This is a genomic window from Solwaraspora sp. WMMB762, assembly GCF_049179115.1.
In the GTDB taxonomy this organism is placed as follows: Bacteria; Actinomycetota; Actinomycetes; order Mycobacteriales; family Micromonosporaceae; genus Micromonospora_E.
This window is the reverse complement of sequence record NZ_JBMHMD010000001.1, coordinates 787,414-806,617: the sequence shown is the minus strand read 5'-3', so window position 1 is coordinate 806,617 and position 19,204 is coordinate 787,414. Positions and strand designations below refer to the sequence as shown.

Here is a 19,204-nt window from a genome sequence, read left to right as displayed (position 1 = left end):
TGTTTCTCCCCGGTCCGTGGCCCGACGCCGGTGCCGACCCGGATGAGCCGAGGTCACTCGACCGGAATGGTCCGCTGCGACGATGGCGCGTTAGAACCGGACAGGTCGGGGAACGCCACCCGCGAAACACAGTCAGGGCCGGCGGGGCGCGCAGGCAGCTCCGGCGGCACAGCGACGGGAGTGGCGGATGCGCACAGCCGGACAGGAAACCGTAGCGGGACAGCATCGCGCGCTCCGGCCGACCGCTCCGACGAACCTCGATCCGGTGCCACTGCTCGGATCGAAGACCGCCCCGCCGGATCCACCGGCTGGTCTGCTGGACCGGCCACGACTGACCGCCCGGTTGGAGGTCGGTACGCGTGGCCCGTTGACGCTGCTGGTCGCACCGGCCGGGTGGGGCAAGACCGCGCTGCTGGCCGGCTGGTTCGTCGGCCGACGGGCCAGGGGCAGTGCGATCTGGCTGACCTTGGAGTCCACCGACCGCGGCGACCGGTTCTGGTCGTACCTGCACGCGGCGCTCGCCGCCGAGACGGCCCGCCGGGACCCGGACCGGCCCGCACCGCCCGCTCCCGGCCGTGCCGATCCCGAACTCTTCCTGCCCCGGTTCGCGTCGGTGATCTCCGCCCAGCCGGAGCCGGTCCTGCTGGTGCTGGACGACGCGCACACCATCACGGATACCGAGGTGGTCCGGGGAATCGAATTTCTGCTGCGGCACTGCCGTGGGCGACTGCGTCTGGTGGTGGCCGGCCGCACCGAACCGGCGCTCGCGCTGCACCGGTACCGGTTGACCGGTGAGCTGACCGAGATCCGGGCCGCCGAGCTTGCGCTGACCTTGACCGAGAGTGCCCGTCTAGTCGACGCGCAGGGTCTCGGCCCGGCCACCGACCAGATCCGCGAACTGCACCACCGGGCCGAGGGGTGGCCGGCCGGGGTCCGGTTGGCCGGTCTGGTGTTGCAGGCCGGCGAAGGACCCACGACGGTACGGGAGTACGTCGGTGCCGATCCCGATCCGGCCGCCGACTACCTGTCCGCCGAGGTGCTCGCCGGGCAGGCCGCGCTGACGCGTCAGACGCTGGTCCGTACCTCGGTGCTGGACCGGGTCTGCGGGTCCCTGGCCGACGAGCTGACCGGGCGGGACGACGGCGAGGAGCAACTGGCCGCAGCCGCCCGCGATGCCGCCGGCTTCATCGTCGCCGCAGGCGGCGACCCGACCTGGTACCGCTGTCACCGGATGCTCAGCGACGTGCTGTACGCCGAGTTGAGCAGCCGGTTCCCTGACGAGATCCCGCGGCTGCACGAGCGGGCGTACCGGTGGCATCGCGCTCACGGCCGGCCACTGGCGGCGGTCCGGCACGGGCTGGCCTGCGGTGACCTGTCCGGTGCCGGCCGACTGGTCGACGAGCACTGGCCCGAACTACTGCTCTGCGGTCACGAGGACGCCCGGCACACCCCGTTGCCCACCGGCCTGGACCCCGGCCATTCGGGCCTGGCGTTGGCTGCCGCCGTCGACCGGTTGGAGACCGCTGGCCGGCCGGCGGCCGGGCCGCTGCCCGATGTCTGCCGCCAGGAACCGACCAGCGTCGCCACCCGGATCGTGGTCGCGATCGATGGGAGCCGGTACGACGAGGCGCTGAGCTACGCCGACGAGTTGCTGGCCGCCACCGGCCTGGCCGCGACGACCGCAGGTGCATCGGCCGGGGGCACGCTGACCCAGGGTGAGCGGGCAGGCGCGGTGGCGACGGCGATGCTCGGAACCGTCCGGTTCGGTCGCGGCGACCTGGCAGGCGCCGAGGCGGTGCTGACCGGTCTGGTCACCGCCCCGGCAATCGACGGGTACGGCTGCCCGACCCGGTACGCCGCCGGTCAACTGGCGCTGCTGCACGCTTGGCGGGGTGAGCTGACAGCCGCGGACCGCACCGCTCAGCAGGCCCTGGCCACCACGGCCTGCCCGGGGCGGCGGTGTGCCGGCCACGCCGCCGCCGCTCATCTTGCGCTCGCCCTGGTCGCCCTGTACCGCGACGAACTGCCCGACGCGACCCGGCAGTTGGATCTGGCCGCAGCGCTGGTCGTGCCCGGGACACCGGGAACGGTCACCGGGCTGCTCCCGGTGGTCCAAGCCGCGCTTCGACAGGCGGAGGGGGACTTCGCCGCGGTCGCCGACCTGCTGACGACGGCGCCGATGGACCGGGAGCCGCCCGACGGTCAGTACAGCCGGCTGCGCCGGCTGGCCCTAGCCGAGGCCCGGATGGCCTGTGGTGATCTCGACGGCGCCCGGGAACTGCTGCTGGACGGGAGCCACGACGAGCGAGCACCGGCGGTGGCGATCGCACTGGCCCGGCTGCAACTGCTCGCCGACGGACCGGCCGACGCGCTGGCGGTGCTTCCCCAGTGGTCGGCGCCGGACGGTGGATCACCGGCGGACCCGCTGGTGATGCGGCCGGAACGCCAGCCGGTGACCCTGCTGGAACGGTTGACCGCCGGGCTGGTCGCGGCCGTCGCCACCCATCGGATGGGTGACCAACGCCAAGCCCGCGAGCTGCTCGAACAGGTGCTCGACCTGGCCGCCCCGGACGGTCACCGGCTGGTGTTCAACCACGCCGGCTCCCCCGCGCGGGAGCTGCTGGTCGAGCACCTCGACTCACCGACCCGGCACCGGAACCTTGTCAACGATCTCGTCGACGGTGCCGGTCGGCGACACGCCGATCGGCACCGTCCGGCACCGGCGCTGGCCGAACCGCTCACCGACCGGGAACTGACCGTACTGCGGTACCTGCAGGGGACGCTGTCCAACGGGGAGATCGCCGCCGAGCTGTTCCTGTCGGTGAACACAGTCAAGACCCACGTCCGCAACATCTACCAGAAGCTCGGTGCCCCCCGCCGCCGGGAGGCCGTACGCCGGGCACGTGAACTACGTCTGCTCTGAGTCCACCGGCAGCCCGGCACGACGACATTCGTTGGAGGAAAATTGACCGCCGCGACGGTGCGTACGGACGAGGAGATCCAGCGTGACGTCCTCGAGGAACTCAAATGGGACGCCCGGGTCCAGCCCAACGAGATCGGCGTGACCGTGCTGGAGGGCGTGGTGACACTGCTGGGCTGGGTCGACAACTACGGCAAGAAGTGGGCGGCGGAGCGCACCACCCACCGGGTGCGCGGGGTGACCGCGGTCGCGAACGACATCGAGGTACGACTGCCCAGCTCAGCGGAGCGGACCGACGCCGATGTCGCTGGCGCCGCCACCCGGGCGCTGGAGTGGGACGCGTTCGTTCCGATCGAACGGCTCGAGGTTACCGTCGCTCACGGGTGGGTCACGCTCAAGGGCGAGGTCGAATGGGAGTTCCAGCGCCGAGCGGCGGAGCGGGCGGTACGCCGGCTCTCCGGGGTACGCGGGGTGACGAATCTGATCGCCGTCCGTCCCCGGATCAACCCTTCGGCACCGGAACTGCGACGCAGCATCGAGGACGCGCTGGTGCGCAGCGCCGCCACCGACGCCCGGCAGGTCACCGTCGACACCGACGGTGGCCGGGTCATCGTCAAGGGGGTGGTCCGCTCCTGGCTGGAGCGCGAGGAGGCGGAGCGGATCGCCTGGTCGGCGCCGGGAGTCACCGCCGTGGAGAACCGGATCACCGTGGAACCCGGTAGCTGACCGGGGCGGCGGACGGAGGTCACCGGGCCGTGTGGGACGAGCAGTTGGGTCGGGCAGTGGCGACGGTGGTCGTCGCGGTCGGTGGCTCGCTGGCCCTGGCGTGGCTATCCGGCAGGGTGGTCCGGCACGCGGCGCGCGGCCGGGTCGCACCGTTCCTCAACACCCTGCACCGGGAATGTCACCGGCCATGGAGCGCCACGCTGCTGGTCACCGGATTGCTGCTCGCGGTGCCGTTCAGCGGGATCACCGGCGAGGTCCGTGACGAAGCACTGCACATCCTGCTGCTCGCGCTGATCTACGCCGGCGCCTGGCTGGTGATCCGGATCCTGTTCGTCTTCGAGGACACCGCGTTCCGCCGGCTGCCGGTGGACATGGCGGACAACCGACGGCGGCGACGCGCCCGTACCCAGATCGGCCTGCTCCGCCGGCTCACCGCGGTGATCATCAGTATCGTCGCGCTGGCGGCGACGCTGATGACGTTCTCCCAGCTCCGGGCGTTGGGCGCGTCTCTGCTCGCCTCGGCCGGCGTGGCCGGGGTGGTGGCCGGCCTGGCGGCCCAGTCGGTGCTCGGCCACGTGTTCGCCGGGCTGCAGCTCGCCTTCAGCGACGAACTGCGCCTCGACGACGTCGTGGTGGTCGACGAGGAGTGGGGCCGGGTCGAGGAGATCCGGCTCACCTATGTCGTGGTACGGGTCTGGGACCAGCGCCGACTGATCCTGCCGACGTCCTACTTCACCACCACCCCGTTCCAGAACTGGACCCGCAACGAGGCGCAGGTGCTGGGCAGCGTGATCCTGCACCTGGACTTCACCGCCGACATCGACGTGCTGCGGGCGGAGGCGCACCGCATCGTCGACGCCTCAGCGCTGTGGGACCGTCGGGAGTGGGTGATGCAGGTGGTCGACGCAACCGAGACGACCATCTGCATACGCCTGCTCGCCTCGGCGGCCGACGCGCCCAGCTCGTGGGACCTGCGGTGCGAGCTACGCGAGGGTCTCTTCACGTTCCTCCGCCGGCACCATCCCGACTGGCTGCCCAGGGCCCGCAGTGAGCTGGCCGCTCCGGTCGAAGAGGAGGAAGCACTGCCGCCGGCCCGGCACGCAGCCACCGGCCCGTCGACCGGCCGGGCGGGCACGACCCGATTGGGACGACCCGGTGCCGGCGGACCGGACCCGGGAAGCAGCCGTGGCACCGGACCGCGCGGACGGGCGGCCCGCGCCGCCGGCACCCGGCAGTTTGGCAGTGCTGCGGCGAACCGCCGACAACGGACGATCGACTCGGCGGCGGCTGATTCACCGCGCCCCGGTGACTGAACGCACGGCCCGGCAACGGAACACGCGGCCGGCCGGTTGATCAGTTAGTCACGTTCGGTGCGACCAACGGCATCGGCAATCGCCGGAACGAACACGACGGCGACCTGTCGCAGCTCCGCGGCGAGCGTCCGCAGCCGCTCCACCGGGGCGTGCTCACGCAACGCGCCCCCGGCGTCGTCGAGAAGCATCCGGGCCCGGGTGCGCTCGTGGGCGGGTACTCCGGTGGCCGGTCCGGTCAGTTCCTGCTCGACCAGCTCGATCAGTGACTCCAGATCCCCGGCGGGGTCGGTGGCGGCGGCCACCGGCCCGGCGTCGCCCGCCGGCGACCGTGGCTCGACGATCTCGGTCACCACGATCGACTGACGGCTACCGCCGTCGGCGTCGCGCGCTGAGATCGTCACCATTCCGTCGGCGTCCGTGTCGATGGTGACCTCGATCCGGGGCACCCCGCGCGGCGCCGGCCGGATTCCGGACAACCGGAACCGCCCGAGAACCCGGTTGTCCGCCGCCCGTCGGCGCTGGCCCTGCCGGACGACGACGTCGACGCTGGTCTGGCCGTCCTCCGCGGTGGAGAAGATCTGGGTCCGGCGGACCGGGATGGCGGTGTTGCGCTCGATGATCGTCGCCATCGTCCCGTCGTGTGCCTGCAGTCCGAGGGCGAGCGGCGTGACGTCACGCAACCGGGCGGGTCCGCCCGTACCGATGAGCAGCCCGGCCTGCACTGCGGCGCCGAGCGCCACCACCTCGTCGGCGTTGATCAGCAACTGCGGCTCCTGACCGTCGGCCAGCCGGCGCAGCAGGTCGCGCACCGCCGGAATCCGGGTCGCACCACCGACCATCAGCACCTGGTCGAGGTCCGCCGGGGCGACCCGCGCGTCCCGCATCGCCTGCTCCACCGGATTGCGACAGCGTTCCACCAGGTCACCGGTGAGTTCGTCGAACGACGGCCGGTCGATCAGGGTCCGCAGGTGTTTGGGACCCGCGGCGTCGGACGCGACGAACGGCAGGTTGACCTCCGCCTCGGTGACCGCGGACAGTTCCTCCTTGGCCCGCCGTGCCGCCTCGATCACCCGCCGCCGGGTCTGCGGATCCGCCGCCAGGTCGATGCCGTGGTCCCGGTGAAACTCGGCGACCAGGTGCTCCACCAGGCGGTGGTCGAAGTCGTCACCGCCCAGGTGGGTATCGCCAGCGGCGGCGCGGACCTCGACCGTGCCGTCACCCGCGGTCAGCACGCTGACGTCGAAGGTCCCGCCGCCGAGATCGACCACCAGGATCGTCTGCCGCTGACGCAGGTGCAGCCCGTAGGCCAGCGCGGCAGCCGTCGGCTCGTTGATCAGGCGCAGGATCTCCAGGCCGGCGAGTCGGCCGGCCTCACGGGTCGCGGTGCGCTGGGCATCGTCGAAATGCGCTGGTACGGTGACCACCGCCCGGTCGATCCGTTCACCGAGCGTCCTGGCCGCCTCGTCGATGAGGCTGCGCAGCACCAGCGCACTGATCTCCTCCGGGGCGTACCGGCGGCCCTTGACGTCGAACCGGGCCAGACCGCCGTCACCGACCACGTCGAACACCACCTCGGCGGCCTCCCGGCCGACCTCGTCGTAGCGCCGTCCGGCGAAACGTTTGGCGGAGTGGACGGTACCGTGCGGGTTGAGCACCGCCTGCCGGCAGGCGGCGTCACCGACCAGCAGGGCGCCGGCCTCGGTGAACGCCACCACCGACGGAGTGGTCCGCGACCCGGTCGCGTTCGGTACGACCGTGGGCCGGCCCCCCGAGACCGCGGCGATGACCGAGTTGGTGGTGCCCAGGTCGATTCCCACTGCGCGCGGCATGACCGTCCCCCCTCGTACCGGCGTCCGGCGCGGACCGGTTGAGCTGTTAGTGATCGTGGCAGCCGCCCGGATGACGCCGCGTCACCCGGGTGGAGTGAGCTCGGCCCGGTGACAGCCGGGCGCGCGACCGGGCTCCGGTCACCTGATGTCCGGCGGGCAGGCGTGGACCGGCCCGGGGCCGGGTACCGCTGCCGCCATGACCGACGCACCACGGCTCCCCGACTACGTCGACGGCCTGGACTTCCCGCTCTCCCGCGAGGACCTGCTCCGGCGGGCCCAGGAACTCGGCGCGGACACCGCGTTGCTGCAGGCGTTACGGGCGCTGCCCGCCGAGCGGTTCGTCGACGCCGAGCAGTTGCTGGCCGAGCTCGGCCGACCTGGTTGAACCTCCGACGCACGACGGGCGGTGCGGACGTACCGCGTTTCGTCCGGTCGACGCCGGGTACCGGCGTCGGGTGTTCTACGCGGAATTCTCCAGCGCCCGGCACCGGTTGCACGACGGCTACCTGACCACCACCGCCATCGATCTGCTGGCCGCCGATCCCCGACTGCGTGACCTCGACGTCGAGGTCCGGTTCGACGGTGGCGTCGCGCATCTGACCGGCGACGTCGCCGACGAGGCGGCGCTGCGTCGGGTCCGCGAGGCGATCGGACGGTTGGCGGGGGTGCACGGGGTCTGGGACCGCGTCCGGGTCGCCGGCGCCGAGCCGGTGATCCTGGACATCGGCTGCGGCGACGGCCCGCAGTACCCCGGCAACATCGGCCTGGACCAGCGACCGGGCAAGGCGGTGGCGGTCGTCGCCGATCTACGTGACGGCCTGCCGGTGCGCGACAACGCAGCGGATCAGATCTTCGCGGTGCACGTGCTGGAGCACCTGCCCGACTACCTGCGCCTGATCGACGAGTGCCACCGGGTACTGCGTCCCGGCGGTGTGCTGCATGTGCTCTCGCCGTGGTGGCGGCATGTCAACGCGGTCGCGGATCCGACCCACCTGCGGTTCTTCGACCTGCAGACGATCAAGGGCGTCTGCCAGCAGCCGGGGACTGCTGGACGCTGGTATCCCCAGCACGCCTCCTGCGACGGGGCCACGGTCTTCGCCGATCTGGTCGCCGCCCGTGCGAACGATCCCGACCCGTCACCCGGTCATCTCGCCCGGTTCTTCGACTAGGGCGTGTATCAAAGTCGGTCACAGCCACTCGTTGATCGCCGCGACCTGCACGGTCGCCTCGTACCGGACCGCGAGCTTGTCGTAGCGGGTCGCGACGGCACGGTTGCGCTTGAGCCGGTTGATCCCGCACTCGACCGCGTGGCGCTGCTTGTAGATCTCGGGGTCGAAGGCCGGCGGCCTGCCGCCCTTCGACCCCTTCTTCCGCCGGTTGGCGTCCTGGTCGGCCTTCGACGGGATCGTCGCGGCGACACCCCGTCGACGCAGGTAGGCACGGTTCGCCTTCGACGTGTACGCCTTGTCCGCCAGCACCCGGTCCGGACGGGTCCGGGGCCGACCGGCCCCGAGCCGGGGCACCCGGATTCGGTCGAGGACCGTCGTGAACTGCGGGCTGTCGCCACGCTGCCCGCCGGTCAGCACGATCGACAGCGGTTTCTGTCCCTGTTCACAGCCCAGGTGCAGTTTCGTGGTCCGTCCGCCACGGGAACGCCCCAACGCGTGGTCGTCGGGTTCCGACCCGGTACCGCCGGGTGGTTCGGCCTGCAGATCCCCCTTTTACGCGCTCCGGCGGCGTGCTGGTGCGCTCGGCTGATCGTGGAGTCCACGGACACGTCCCAGACGATCCGTCCCGCCGCGTCGGCCAGGGCCTGCAACGCGGTCAGGATCCGTGCCCAGGTCCCGTCGCGCTGCCACCGGCGGAACAGGGCGTACGCCGCAGCCCAGGAGCCGTAGTGGTCGGGGATGTCCCGCCACGGGGCGCCGGCCCGGGTCCGCCACCGGATCGCGTCGATGAGCTGCCGTTTCGTTGATGCGGGCGGTCGGCCCGGTCGGCGTGCGGTGGGCAGGAGAGGCTCCAGGACTGCCCACTGCGCGTCCGTCAGGTCGTGCCGCCTCGTCACCGCTACGCTGGTCACGAGGTCTCCGTGTTGATGGTTCGTCTTGGTCGATAAGCCGTCTACCGGAGACCTCGCTGTTTACCGGGCAGCGACACGCCGAAAGTCGTCACCCGCCCACGGCCGACTTTGATACACGCCCTAGTCGCCGACGGGGCACGTTCGATCCCGGCTGGAACGGGCTGTGCCCGTTCCAGCCGGGAAGGCCGACGCGTCGAACTGGAAGGGCCGCCGCGTCGGACGGACCGCTGGGAGACGCCGTCGGCGGCCGGGTCAGACCCGGTCGGCGACCGACGCGTAGGCGTTGTAGACGGCGGTGTCGAAGTACGGGCTCTTGTTCCACCCAGTGCTCGGGTTCAGCGTACTCATCACGCCGTTGACATAACCGAGGCTGCCGTCGTAGTTGCGCAGCCACGGCGCGCCGCTGGACCCGCCGGTGAAGCCGCACCGCAACTGGATGCGGTTCTCCAGCAACGGCCAGAATCCGGGCCGGCTGGTGGTGCCCCGGCAGTACTGCTGCCAGCCACCGTCGTACGGCGCCGCCGCCGGGTAGGCCAGGATCGTGACGTACTGCTGGTAGTTGTAGTTCCAGGACAGGCCGTTGCCGCCGACGACGTTGACGACCCGTTGGCCGGCGGCGCTGGGCCGGACGGTCACAAAGCCCACGTCACGGTCCAGGTTGCTGTTGTTCGCCCAGGCGGTGAAGGTGGTCAGGTACTTCGCCGACCAGGTGCCGTACGGCCGGGCCCCGTAGTTGTAGCGCGGGACGAAGGTCCAGTTCTGCATCCAGGTGCCGCCGCTGCCGCCGTGTACGCAGTGCCCGGCGGTCATCACCAGCAGCCGGGAGGCGCTGTTGACCGTCGCCGCGGAGCACACGTAGTCGTAGCCGTTCACCGGGTTGCGGAAGAAGACCTTGCCGACGCTGGCCGAGGCGTTGACGGCCAGCGCGCCGTCGGATGCCGCGCTGTCGCTGGCGGACTCGCCCGCGCCGGTGGACTGGCCCGCGGCGGCCGGTGCCGCCGGGACCGGCCGGTGCGGGGCTACGGGAGCGACGGTGCCGGCCGGTTGCCGCCCGGGTTGCGGCGCGGTGCCCCGGCGCGCCGGCGGCGACAGGTCACGGAGCAGTTGGTCGGCGGGCCGGGCGTCGCGCATCCGCTGCGGGGTCCAGTAGTCCCGGACCCGCTGCGGATCGGCGGCGCTGCCGCTGTGCCGTCCGTCGAACACCGGAGCCTCGGCGGTGGTGACCGCACCGAGACCACTGTGTGGTGCCGCGGCGGCTGGTCGCGGTGCGACCAGCGCCACCGTGGCGAGCAGCGTCGCGAGCGCGACGACCCCGGACCGGCGCAGGTGTGGTGAGGACATGCGGTGGCCTTTCGTCGGTGGGTGCATCTGAGTCGATGCGATACCCCCACAGCATGTAACACGTACGGGACAAAGTCAGCACCGGAACGCGTCCGCATGACTACCTGGAGTAAGTCCCACAGCTGATAGACACCACCCAGCTGGATAGCTATGTAGAAGCGGAATCACAACTGGCACTGAACGTGGTTGCCGATGACCCGCGTACGTGACACTCATTCACTCAGCCCGGTGGCGGCACCAGCCCGCCGGCCGCCAGGACCAGCCAGGTGAGTTCCGGATGGACGATGTCACTGTGCGCGCCGGCCGGTGGCCCACCGCGACGCACGACGGCGGTGGCGTCCACGTTGTGGACCCGCCGGTGCTCAAGTCGGTTGCCGCCGTGGCCTGCCGCCGCCAGCGGCAACGACCGGGCACCGACGCCGGTGGCACCGTGGAAGCCGAGTGCCCCCCACCGCTCGGCGAGCGCCGGGGCCGCTGCGGCGTCATCCCCGGCGGCCAGCGAGGCGAGCGGATAGAACACGCCCAGGGCTGAGTCGTTGGTCGAGAAGCAGACCGAGACCGGCCCGTCGATCCGGGCCGGCAGGCCGGCCAGGGCACCGGACCGGACCGGATCGAACGGCAGCGCCGGGGCGAAGGCGAACCGGGAGAACGCCCCTTGCAGCAGGGTCAACGACCGCACCGGGCGAACCGCGCCGCCGACCGCCGGCTGCGCCGCGTCGGCGGCGAAGCTGACCAGCCGGGCCCCGAAGCTGTGCCCGACCAGGTGGATCCGCACGGACGGCGCCACCGTGGCGAGCCGGGTCAGCAGCGGCCCCAGGCCGACCCGCCCGACCCGGCCGGCCCGGCCCTTCATCTGCCAGTAGGTCAGTTGCCGCAACGCCTCCTTGGCCCCGTACCAGATCCCGCGCAGCGGGTCCGCCAGCCCGGCCGCGCCGCCGACCGCCGCCGCGTCCAGTGGGGTGTGGCAGCGCCGCAGCTCGTCGAGGAAGCGGGCGTACAGCGTGACCGGGTCCACATCGAGCATCGCGGGCAGCGCCGGTGCGGGCCCGACCGGAGCCGGATTGTCCGCAGCTCTGCCGGCCCCAGCCAGCTCCGGGCGGGTCGGTACTGAGTCGCCCTCGTCGCCGCAACCGTCGGCGGTCACCATCGCGAACTGGCGGAGCTCGTTGGCGAAGGCTCGCACCCGGGGCCGGGTGGGCGAGGTGCGGAGCAGGTGTGCCATCCGGTCCAGGGCCGGCGCGCCAGCGGGGAAGGTGGCCCGCAGCACGTTCAGCGTCTCGTCGTCCAGACCCGCCGGTCGGGGACGGTCCGGGCCGCGACGCCGGCCGACCGGACCTGCCCCGGCAGCTGCGCCGCCGAGCCCGGCCGGACCGGGACCGGGCGATGCCGCGCCGGCTGGCTCGAAGTCCGGTGCTGGCTCGTCGGGCCACCGGCGTGCCGGCCAGTGCACGCCGACCAGCCCGAGACTCTCCGCCCATGGTCCCGCCCGCCGCGCCTGGCCGGCGAGCAGATTGAAGAAGGCGGCGTAGAGCGCGTCAGCGACATCCCGATCGTTGTTCCAGCCGTGCGCGAGCACCACCAGATCGGTGACACCACGGGCACGGGCACCGGACAGCAGCGCGGTCACCGACACCGGGTCCGGATCCCCTGCGGCGTCGAAGCACAGCTCCCACCACGGGAGACCGCCGATCCGTCGGTCCGTCATCGGTCCCCTTTCCGCCGCCACCGGTGGTCACACCGACTGCAGTGCCCGCATCAGGTCCACCAGCCCATGGCCCTGGAAGTGCCGGTCGCGGCCGAGCGGCACGGCAGTGTCGAGCAGGATCTGCTTGACCCGCTCCGGCTGGCCGATGAACTCCCGACGCACCGACAGGAACGCAGCGACCGCACCGGAAACATGTGGCGCCGCCACGCTCGTACCGGACTCCTCCAGGTAGACCGCCATGTGCGGGTCCGGGCCGCCGTCCTCGGTCGTGGTCAGCCGGGCACCCGCCGCGCAGGAAACGATCCGTTCGCCGGGAGCGACCAGGTCCGGCTTACGGCGGCCGTCGCCGGTCGGCCCCTTCGAGGAGAAGTAGGACACCCCGTAGGTGTGCGGCATGTCGCGGTGTGTCGACCCGACCGTGATCGCGCGTTCGGCGTTGCCCGGATCGTTGATCGTCGCACCCAGCGCGAACCGCGACGGTACGCCGAACGGCGCGCCAACCGCGCCGTACCCGGAGTTCCCGGCGGCGGTCACCACGATCACCCCGGACCGGACCAGTTTGTCCACTTCCCGGCAGAGCGGGGACTGACCACATGCAAACCACTCCGGATCGAACTCGTACCCGACGCTGAGGTTGACCCCGTGGATGCGCATCACCCGGTCGCTGCGCGCGTTGACCTCGCGTACGTAGGCCAGCGCGGCGATCACCCGCGACACCCGTTCGGTGAGATCACCTCCACCGTGCAGCACCTTCAGGCTGACCAACCTGGTCAGCGGCGCGACACCGACCATCGAGGCCGGGTCGACCACCGGGCGGGACACCGGGACCGGCACGGCCGGATCGTCGATGTCGTAGCGGTGCTCGATCACCCGTACCGTCCGCTGCGGATGTCGGCGCACCCAGTCGTCCACGCCGCCGGCGATGATCCCCGCGACGTGGGTACCGTGGCCGCTGTCATCGGTCAGCGCGTCGCCCGCCCGGGGTCGCGCCCCGGGCGGGAAGCTGCGGTGCAGGTCGCGGACCTCGGGTGCGCTGAGCGTCGCGTAGCTGGCGAAGTGCGGGTGCCGGGCGTCGATGCCCGAGTCGACCACCGCCCAGACGATCCGTTCGCCGGTGGCGTTGAAGGTCCGCCGGGCGGCGTCCGCCTTGATGGTGGCCGCCGAGACGTCGATCTGCGGCCGGACCGGGAAGTCCGGCCAGATCCGGTGCACGCTTCGCTGATCCGGATCGCCGACAACGGTGTCCGCCGCTACCAGCCGCTTCATCTGGTTGACGCTGAGTTCCCCGACGACGTACTCGCCGGCCAGTGGCCGGGGGTGCCGACCCGCGGTGACCCGGAACCAGAGTCCGGCCAACTGCTCGGTGGCGCGCTGCGGCCCACCGGCGAAGTGCAGGTTGACCGCGACCAGCACCGGCACCGGCTCGTCCGGACCGACTGGGAAGCCGAGGCGCTGCCGCCCGGTGACCGCCCGCAACGGATCGGTGATCACCCCGGGCGCGGCGAGCGGCGCTGGACGGTCCGGACCGGGCGCACCGGTGGTGTCGTTGCCGCCGGTGGCGGCCGGCCCGTCCGAGGCCGGCACGGCCGACGGCCCGTGGCCGGCCAGCAGCGTAGCCCGTGCCCGACCGGCGTCGGTCAACGACCAGGTCCGGCCACCGGTGACCAGATTGGCGACGCGCAGCCGGTCCAACGCCTGCCGGACCCGGTGGTGCCACTGCGGTTCGCCGTCGCGGTCGGCACGCTCGGCGTCGCCGAGCCGGTCACCGTACCGGAAGGCCACCTCGCGCAGCACCGTGACGAGACCGGGAGCGGCCCGGGGGCGGCCGGCGAGCGCGATCAGCGTACGGCTGTCCCAGTCATCCGGCTGCGTCACGGCGGTCCCCTCCCACCAGCACCGCTGACGGCCGATCGACGACCACAGCGGCCATCTCAAGCATAGAGCGACGAAACAACTACTCAAAGTGACAGATCAGCCCCCTTCCGGACCGGCCACCGGCCCCGAAAACAGGAAACCCACTCAGCTACGCATCGCCCGGCCCTACGGTGAGAAGACGAGAGCCAGCGCTGACCGTCATCCCCCCGGGGCGGACCGACGCCAGGGAGGTGACGCCCGTGCTGGAGCGTCCGGCAGCCACCATCAGCTCGGTACGGCACCGCCGGATGGCCCACGCCCGGCATGCCTGGGCCTACGACGGCCACGCCCATCTCGAGGTCAGCACGGACGACCATGGTCGGGCGATCGCCGACGTGCAGCGACTGGAACAGGCCCTGCACGAGGTCGACGGAGTGCACTGGGCGGCCTGGAACGGCGCGCTGGGCCGGATGGTGGTCCGGTTCGACCCCGAGGTGATCGGCAACTCCCGGCTCGTCGCCGCGCTCGCCGCCGCGGAGCGGCGCGTCGCCCCGCAAGCAACCGGCACCACGCACGTTGATGCCGGCCTCGGCAACGCCGTGTCACTGGCCGGTGATCTGATCGGCGCCGGCGTCGGAGCCGTCGGCAAGGTGCTCCGGCTGCCCGCACTACCCAACGAACTCGCCGCGCTGCCCGCTGCCTTCGAACACGTACCGCAGCTGCGTTCCTGGTTGCGCCGTACCCTCGGCCCGGTCGGCGCCGACCTGGGCCAGGCGCTGTTCAGCACCGCCGTGGCAGCGGCCTCGCAACGCCCGCTGACCAGCCTCACCGATGCCGTACTGCGGGTCGCGCTGATCGCCGAGGATTCCGCCTACCACAAGGTGTGGGCCGCCCGGGCCCACGAACTGCATCCCGACCCGGACAGCAGTCGCGCACCGGCGCTGCCGGCGCCGGCCCGCCCTCGACCGTTGCCGGACGGCCCGATCGAGCGGTACGCCCAACGGATGAGCACGCTGACCCTGGTCACCGCCGGAATGCTCACCATGCTGCCGGGCGGCCGGCAGCGTGCCGCCCGGGTCACCGCAGTCGCGTCCCCGCGCAGCGCCCGGACCGGCCGTGACGCCTACTGTGGTGAGCTCGGCCGGATCCTCGCCCGGCGGGGCGTGGTGGTGCGGGAAGCCGCCGCGCTGCGCCGGCTGGACCGCGTCGACACCGTGATCATCGACGCCTCGGTGCTGCTCACCGGCCGCACCCTGGTCACCGCGGTGGTTCCGATCAGGGGTACCGAGGAGCAGGCCCGCCGGATCGCTGCCCGGCTGCTCGATCCCGCCACCGACCCGGGGGACGGCCGTGACCAGCCCCGACCGACCACCGGCGGACCGGACGGCGGCGAGGCCACCGACGGATGGGCGTTGACCGCTCCGCACCGGCTCACCCATGCGTTGCCAGCCGACCTGCTGGACCGGCTCGGCCGCGGTGACCCGCCGGACGGCGACCGGGCCGGGACTTCCGGCGGCGACCTGCTGGTGCTGACGCGGCACGGGGGGCCGATGGCCCTGGTACGCGCCGAGGCCGAGCTGGACCCGCTGGCGGAGGCGCTCACCACGGCAGCCCGCCGGGTCGGCCAGTTGCTCATCGCGGGCCGCAGCCGGGCCGGCCGCAGTCCGGCGACCGGCCCGACCGGCAGCATGCTCGCCAGCCGCTGCCAGGCGGCGGGGACGGTGGCCGGGGGATCGAAACTGGCCGCCTCATTACGGACGTTGCAGCAGGCCGGCCACGGGGTCGCCCTGATCGCCGCCCGCAACGACGTCGCCCTGGCCGCCGCGGACTGCGGAATCGGGGTGGTCCAGGCCGCCGCCCGCCGCCCGCCGTGGGGTGCCCACCTGATCTGCGCGCCCGGGTTGGAGACCGCCTGGCTGGTGCTGGAGGCGACGGCGCTGGCCCGTTCGGTGAGCACCGACAGCGCCCGGCGGGCCATGCTCGGCTCCGTCGCCGCCGCCGCGCTCGGCGTGCTCGACGGTAGCCCTCGTGGCGGCTCGCGGTCGCTACTGATCGACAACGTGGCTGGGCTGGTCAACCTGGCGATCGGGCACCGGGCGGCCCACGGGCTGCGCGGGCGGGCGACACCCGCGCCGCGCAGCCGGGCACCCTGGCACGCCATGCCGGTCGATGAGGTGCTCACCCGGCTCGGCTCCTCGACCGAGGGGCTCAGCGACGTGCAGGCCCGGCAGCGGCAGGCCGAACAGTCAGGTGGCCAACCCGACGACGGGCCAGGACGGGGCCTGTGGCAGGCCACCGCAGCCGAGCTGGACACGCCACTGACCGGTCCGTTGGCCGCAGGCGCTGGGGTGTCGGCGATGACCGGATCGACCGTGGACGCCGTCATGGTCCTCTCGGTGATCATGGCCAACGCGCTACTCGCCGGGGCCCAGGAGATGGCGGCCGGGCGGGCGCTGCGCCGGCTGCTCAGCGCCGGGGCCCTGCGGGTGCGGTTGCAGCGCGACGGCGAACAGCACGTCCGCCCGGCGGAGGACCTGGTGGCCGGTGACCTCATCTGTCTGGAAGCGGGCGACTCGGTGCCCGCCGACTGCCGACTGGTCACCGCCAACGGCCTGGAGATGGACGAGTCGAGCCTCACCGGTGAATCGGTCCCCGTGGCGAAGACCGTCGACGGCACCGGAGCCGACGCGGTCGCCGACCGGACCAGCATGGTGTACGCGGGCAGCACCGTGGCCGCCGGCACGGCCACCGCCGTCGTGGTGGCGACCGGCCGGTCGACCGAGGCGGGCAGCTCCATCGACCAGGTGCAGGACGAATCCCCACGCGGCGGGGTGCAGGCCCGGCTGCGGCAGATCACCTCGGCGTCGGTGCCGACCGCGCTCGCTGCCGCTGCGGCGACCCTTGGCAGCGGGCTGCTGCGGGGCCGGCTGGCCGAATCGGTCGGGTCCTCGGTGGCCCTCGCCGTCGCCGCCATCCCCGAAGGACTGCCGTTCGTCGCCACCGCCGCCCAGCTCAGTGCGAGCCGGCGGTTGTCCCGGCACAACGTGCTGATCCGGGATCCCCGGGCGATGGAGGCGCTCGGCCGGGTCGACGTGATCTGCTTCGACAAGACCGGCACCCTCACCCAGGGATCGATCCGGCTGCAGAGTGTCTGCGACGGCCGCCGAACCGAGCCGGTCGACGCGCTGGGCTCCGACCTGCGACGGATTCTGTCGGCGGCGCTGCGGGCCACTCCGGTTCCGGACGGCGATCAGAAACTGCCCCACCCGACCGACCAGGCGGTGGTCGACGGCGCGTACTCGGCCGGGGTGGGCATCCGGGAAGGCGCCGACGGGTGGGAGCCACTCGCCGAGTTGCCGTTCGAGCCGGGCCGGGGCTTCCACGCGGTGCTCGGTACCTGCCCGGGTGGTGCCGTCATCAGCGTCAAGGGCGCCCCGGAGACGGTGCTGCCGCGGTGCGCGACCTGGCGCCGCGCCGACGGAGTGGTGCCGCTGGACGACGCCGGCCGCCGCGAGATCAACCTGGCCATCGACGGGCTGGCCCGCAGCGGTTTGCGGGTACTCGCCGTCGCCGGTCGGGTCGCATCCGGTCGCCGGGATCTCGACGACGACCGGATCGACCGGTTGGAGCTGCACGGGTTGCTCGGCCTGGCCGACCCGCCACGCGACACCGCCGCCGACGCCGTCCGGCGGTTGCGCCGCGCCGGGATCACCGTGGTGATGCTGACCGGTGACCATCCGAGCACCGCCGAGTCGATCGGCTCGCAACTCGGCCTGCTCGACGGCAGCGCGGTGGTCACCGGGGCGGACCTCGACGCCGCCGGACCGGACCAGCTGCCCGAACTGGTGTCCCGGACAGCGGTCTTCGCCCGGGTCAGTCCGGCCCACAAGGTCGCCGTGGTCAGGGCGCTGCGCCAGGCCGGCCGGGTCGTCGCGGTGACCGGTGACGGCGCCAACGACGCGCCGGCGATCCAACTCGCCGACGTCGGAATCGCCCTCGGCGATCACGGCACCAGCGCCGCCCGCCAGGCGGCGGACATGATCGTGGTCGACGGCCGGATTGAGAGCATCGCCGAGGGCGTGGCCGAGGGGCGGGCGATGTGGGTGTCGGTGCGCGAGGCTCTCGCCCTGCTGCTCGGCGGCAACCTCGGGGAGATCCTCTTCTCGGTCGGCAGCTCGCTCATCTCCGGCCAGCAGGCACTCAACCCCCGGCAGATCCTGTTCGTCAACCTGATGACCGACCTGCTGCCGGCGATCGCCGTGGCGTCGCGCCCACCACGGAGGATCAGCGCCGACGAACTCGCCCGTGAGGGACCGGAGTCGTCGCTCGGCGCCAGCCTCAACCAACAGGTCGCCCGGCGGGCAGCGGCGACCGCGCTGGCCACCACCGGAGGTTGGCTGGCCGCCCGGTTCACCGGCACCCCCGCCCGCGCCGGCAGCGTGGCACTCGCCGCGCTGGTGGCCGCCCAGTTGGCGCAGACCGCGGTCGCCGCGAAGGGTGATCCGACTGTGCTGGCGGCGGCCGGGGTGTCACTCGGGGCGTTGTTCGGGGTGGTGCAGACGCCGGTGGTCAGTCAGTTCTTCGGCTGCCGTCCGCTGGGACCGGTCGGCTGGTCGATCGTCGGCGGTTCGGCGGTCGCCGCGGCCGGGCTCGGGCTGCTGCCGCTGGAACGGATCGAACGGCTCCGCCGGACCCGACTGGGCCGGTTGACAACGGACGTCGCCCACCGGGGTGCCGGTCACCGGGTACGCCGGGCCGTCCGCCCGGTGCGCCGGCTGCGCCCGACCGGCCCCGACGCCCCGGCCCCGGTCTGACACCCGGATTCGTCGACCTACGCCGCCGCGCTGATCTGGCGTTCGAAGCGCTGCCGCAGCCCGTCCGCGCGTTGCGGGTCGGCGAAACCCTTGAACGCCTGGTCGACGAACTCCGCCGGGATCATCGCCTCGACCTGGGTCCGAAAGTCCTGATCGAGCTGGGTGACGGTCAGCTCAGGCGGATCGGTGAGCCGGGCCACGATCGGGCCGGCGTTCATCCGGGACAGCAGGTACGGCGTGCCCGGCGTACCTGTCGCGCACAGGTAGTAGCCGTAGGCCGTGCCCACCTCGTCGGATCGGGCGGTGGCCGGGTCCAGTCGCCAGACCTCCGCGGTGCACAGCATCCGTTCGTCCGGGTTGACCTCGTGACCGTGCGCCGCGTGCTCGTCCGCGGTGGACTGCTCGATGGTGGTCGCGATCCGCAGCGCGGCGTCGTCGCGCAGTTGTGCCTCGGTCAACACCGGCGCCGCAGCCGCGGTCGAGTAGTGGAAGCCTCCCGCGAGCAGCATCAGCACCAGCAGCTCCGGTACCAGCCACCACGCCGCGACGCGTCGCCGCGACACCCGAGGCGAATCGACATCTTTCAACACCACAGCAGTGTCTCAGCAGCCGGCCGGGAAGG

The 19,204-nt window shown here is 72.6% G+C and carries 12 protein-coding genes; 6 read left to right on the top strand and 6 right to left on the bottom strand.

Annotated elements, in window-relative coordinates:
* Positions 1-265: 265 nt before the first annotated feature.
* From ACN27J_RS03805 to ACN27J_RS03795, 3 genes are read left to right on the top strand one after another with little or no spacing between them, the layout of a single operon-like run.
* Positions 266-2,923, top strand: a complete 2,658-nt coding sequence (locus ACN27J_RS03805; RefSeq protein WP_421363595.1) for a LuxR C-terminal-related transcriptional regulator — start codon at positions 266-268, stop codon at positions 2,921-2,923.
* Between the two features lie 42 nt (positions 2,924-2,965).
* A complete protein-coding gene (locus ACN27J_RS03800; RefSeq protein WP_123601459.1) occupies positions 2,966-3,646 on the top strand; it encodes a BON domain-containing protein in 681 nt (226 codons plus the stop codon).
* 29 nt (positions 3,647-3,675) lie between these two features.
* Complete coding sequence (locus ACN27J_RS03795; RefSeq protein ID WP_278168953.1) at positions 3,676-4,959, top strand: mechanosensitive ion channel family protein; 1,284 nt, start codon at positions 3,676-3,678, stop codon at positions 4,957-4,959.
* A 44-nt stretch (positions 4,960-5,003) separates the two neighbouring features.
* Here ACN27J_RS03795 and dnaK read toward each other — a convergent pair whose 3' ends face one another.
* The gene (dnaK, locus tag ACN27J_RS03790) at positions 5,004-6,788 is read right to left on the bottom strand and encodes a molecular chaperone DnaK (RefSeq protein ID WP_421363592.1); all 1,785 of its coding nucleotides are present in this window, start codon (positions 6,786-6,788) and stop codon (positions 5,004-5,006) included.
* A gap of 196 nt (positions 6,789-6,984) precedes the next feature.
* Between dnaK and ACN27J_RS03785 the strand changes: the two genes are divergently transcribed.
* On the top strand, positions 6,985-7,173 hold the full coding sequence (locus ACN27J_RS03785; protein ID WP_278168951.1) for a DUF2795 domain-containing protein: 189 nt from the start codon (positions 6,985-6,987) through the stop codon (positions 7,171-7,173).
* A 70-nt stretch (positions 7,174-7,243) separates the two neighbouring features.
* Complete coding sequence (locus ACN27J_RS03780) at positions 7,244-7,957, top strand: methyltransferase domain-containing protein (protein ID WP_421363590.1); 714 nt, start codon at positions 7,244-7,246, stop codon at positions 7,955-7,957.
* Positions 7,958-7,975: 18 nt separating this feature from the next.
* Here ACN27J_RS03780 and ACN27J_RS03775 read toward each other — a convergent pair.
* The 4 genes from ACN27J_RS03775 to ACN27J_RS03760 form a co-directional block, all read right to left on the bottom strand.
* Positions 7,976-8,853, bottom strand: a protein-coding gene (locus tag ACN27J_RS03775) for an IS5 family transposase (protein WP_421372099.1) whose coding sequence is annotated in 2 segments (ribosomal slippage) — positions 7,976-8,461 and positions 8,464-8,853 — 876 coding nt in all. Because the reading frame shifts where the segments join, the coding sequence is not laid out codon by codon here.
* A 267-nt stretch (positions 8,854-9,120) separates the two neighbouring features.
* Positions 9,121-10,209: a trypsin-like serine peptidase gene (locus ACN27J_RS03770; protein ID WP_421363588.1), complete on the bottom strand. Its 1,089-nt coding sequence runs from the start codon at positions 10,207-10,209 to the stop codon at positions 9,121-9,123.
* Positions 10,210-10,429: 220 nt separating this feature from the next.
* A complete protein-coding gene (locus tag ACN27J_RS03765; RefSeq protein ID WP_421363586.1) occupies positions 10,430-11,914 on the bottom strand; it encodes a hypothetical protein in 1,485 nt (494 codons plus the stop codon).
* Between the two features lie 27 nt (positions 11,915-11,941).
* Positions 11,942-13,789, bottom strand: a complete 1,848-nt coding sequence (locus ACN27J_RS03760) for a S8 family peptidase (RefSeq protein ID WP_421363584.1) — start codon at positions 13,787-13,789, stop codon at positions 11,942-11,944.
* A 239-nt stretch (positions 13,790-14,028) separates the two neighbouring features.
* On the opposite strand from ACN27J_RS03760, the gene ACN27J_RS03755 reads away from it, so the two are divergent.
* A complete protein-coding gene (locus tag ACN27J_RS03755) occupies positions 14,029-18,582 on the top strand; it encodes an HAD-IC family P-type ATPase (RefSeq protein WP_421363583.1) in 4,554 nt (1,517 codons plus the stop codon).
* A gap of 17 nt (positions 18,583-18,599) precedes the next feature.
* Here the strand turns inward: ACN27J_RS03755 and ACN27J_RS03750 are convergent, their stop codons facing one another.
* Positions 18,600-19,172 (bottom strand): hypothetical protein, encoded by a 573-nt coding sequence (locus ACN27J_RS03750; RefSeq protein ID WP_421363581.1) that lies wholly within the window; start codon positions 19,170-19,172, stop codon positions 18,600-18,602.
* Positions 19,173-19,204 lie beyond the last annotated feature (32 nt).

Coding starts and splice junctions, on each gene's coding strand:
- ACN27J_RS03785 (WP_278168951.1), top strand. CDS start 6,985: ATGACCGACGCACCACGGCTCCCCGACTACGTCGACGGCCTGGACTTC.
- ACN27J_RS03770 (WP_421363588.1), bottom strand. CDS start 10,209: ATGTCCTCACCACACCTGCGCCGGTCCGGGGTCGTCGCGCTCGCGACG.
- dnaK (WP_421363592.1), bottom strand. CDS start 6,788: ATGCCGCGCGCAGTGGGAATCGACCTGGGCACCACCAACTCGGTCATC.
- ACN27J_RS03765 (WP_421363586.1), bottom strand. CDS start 11,914: ATGACGGACCGACGGATCGGCGGTCTCCCGTGGTGGGAGCTGTGCTTC.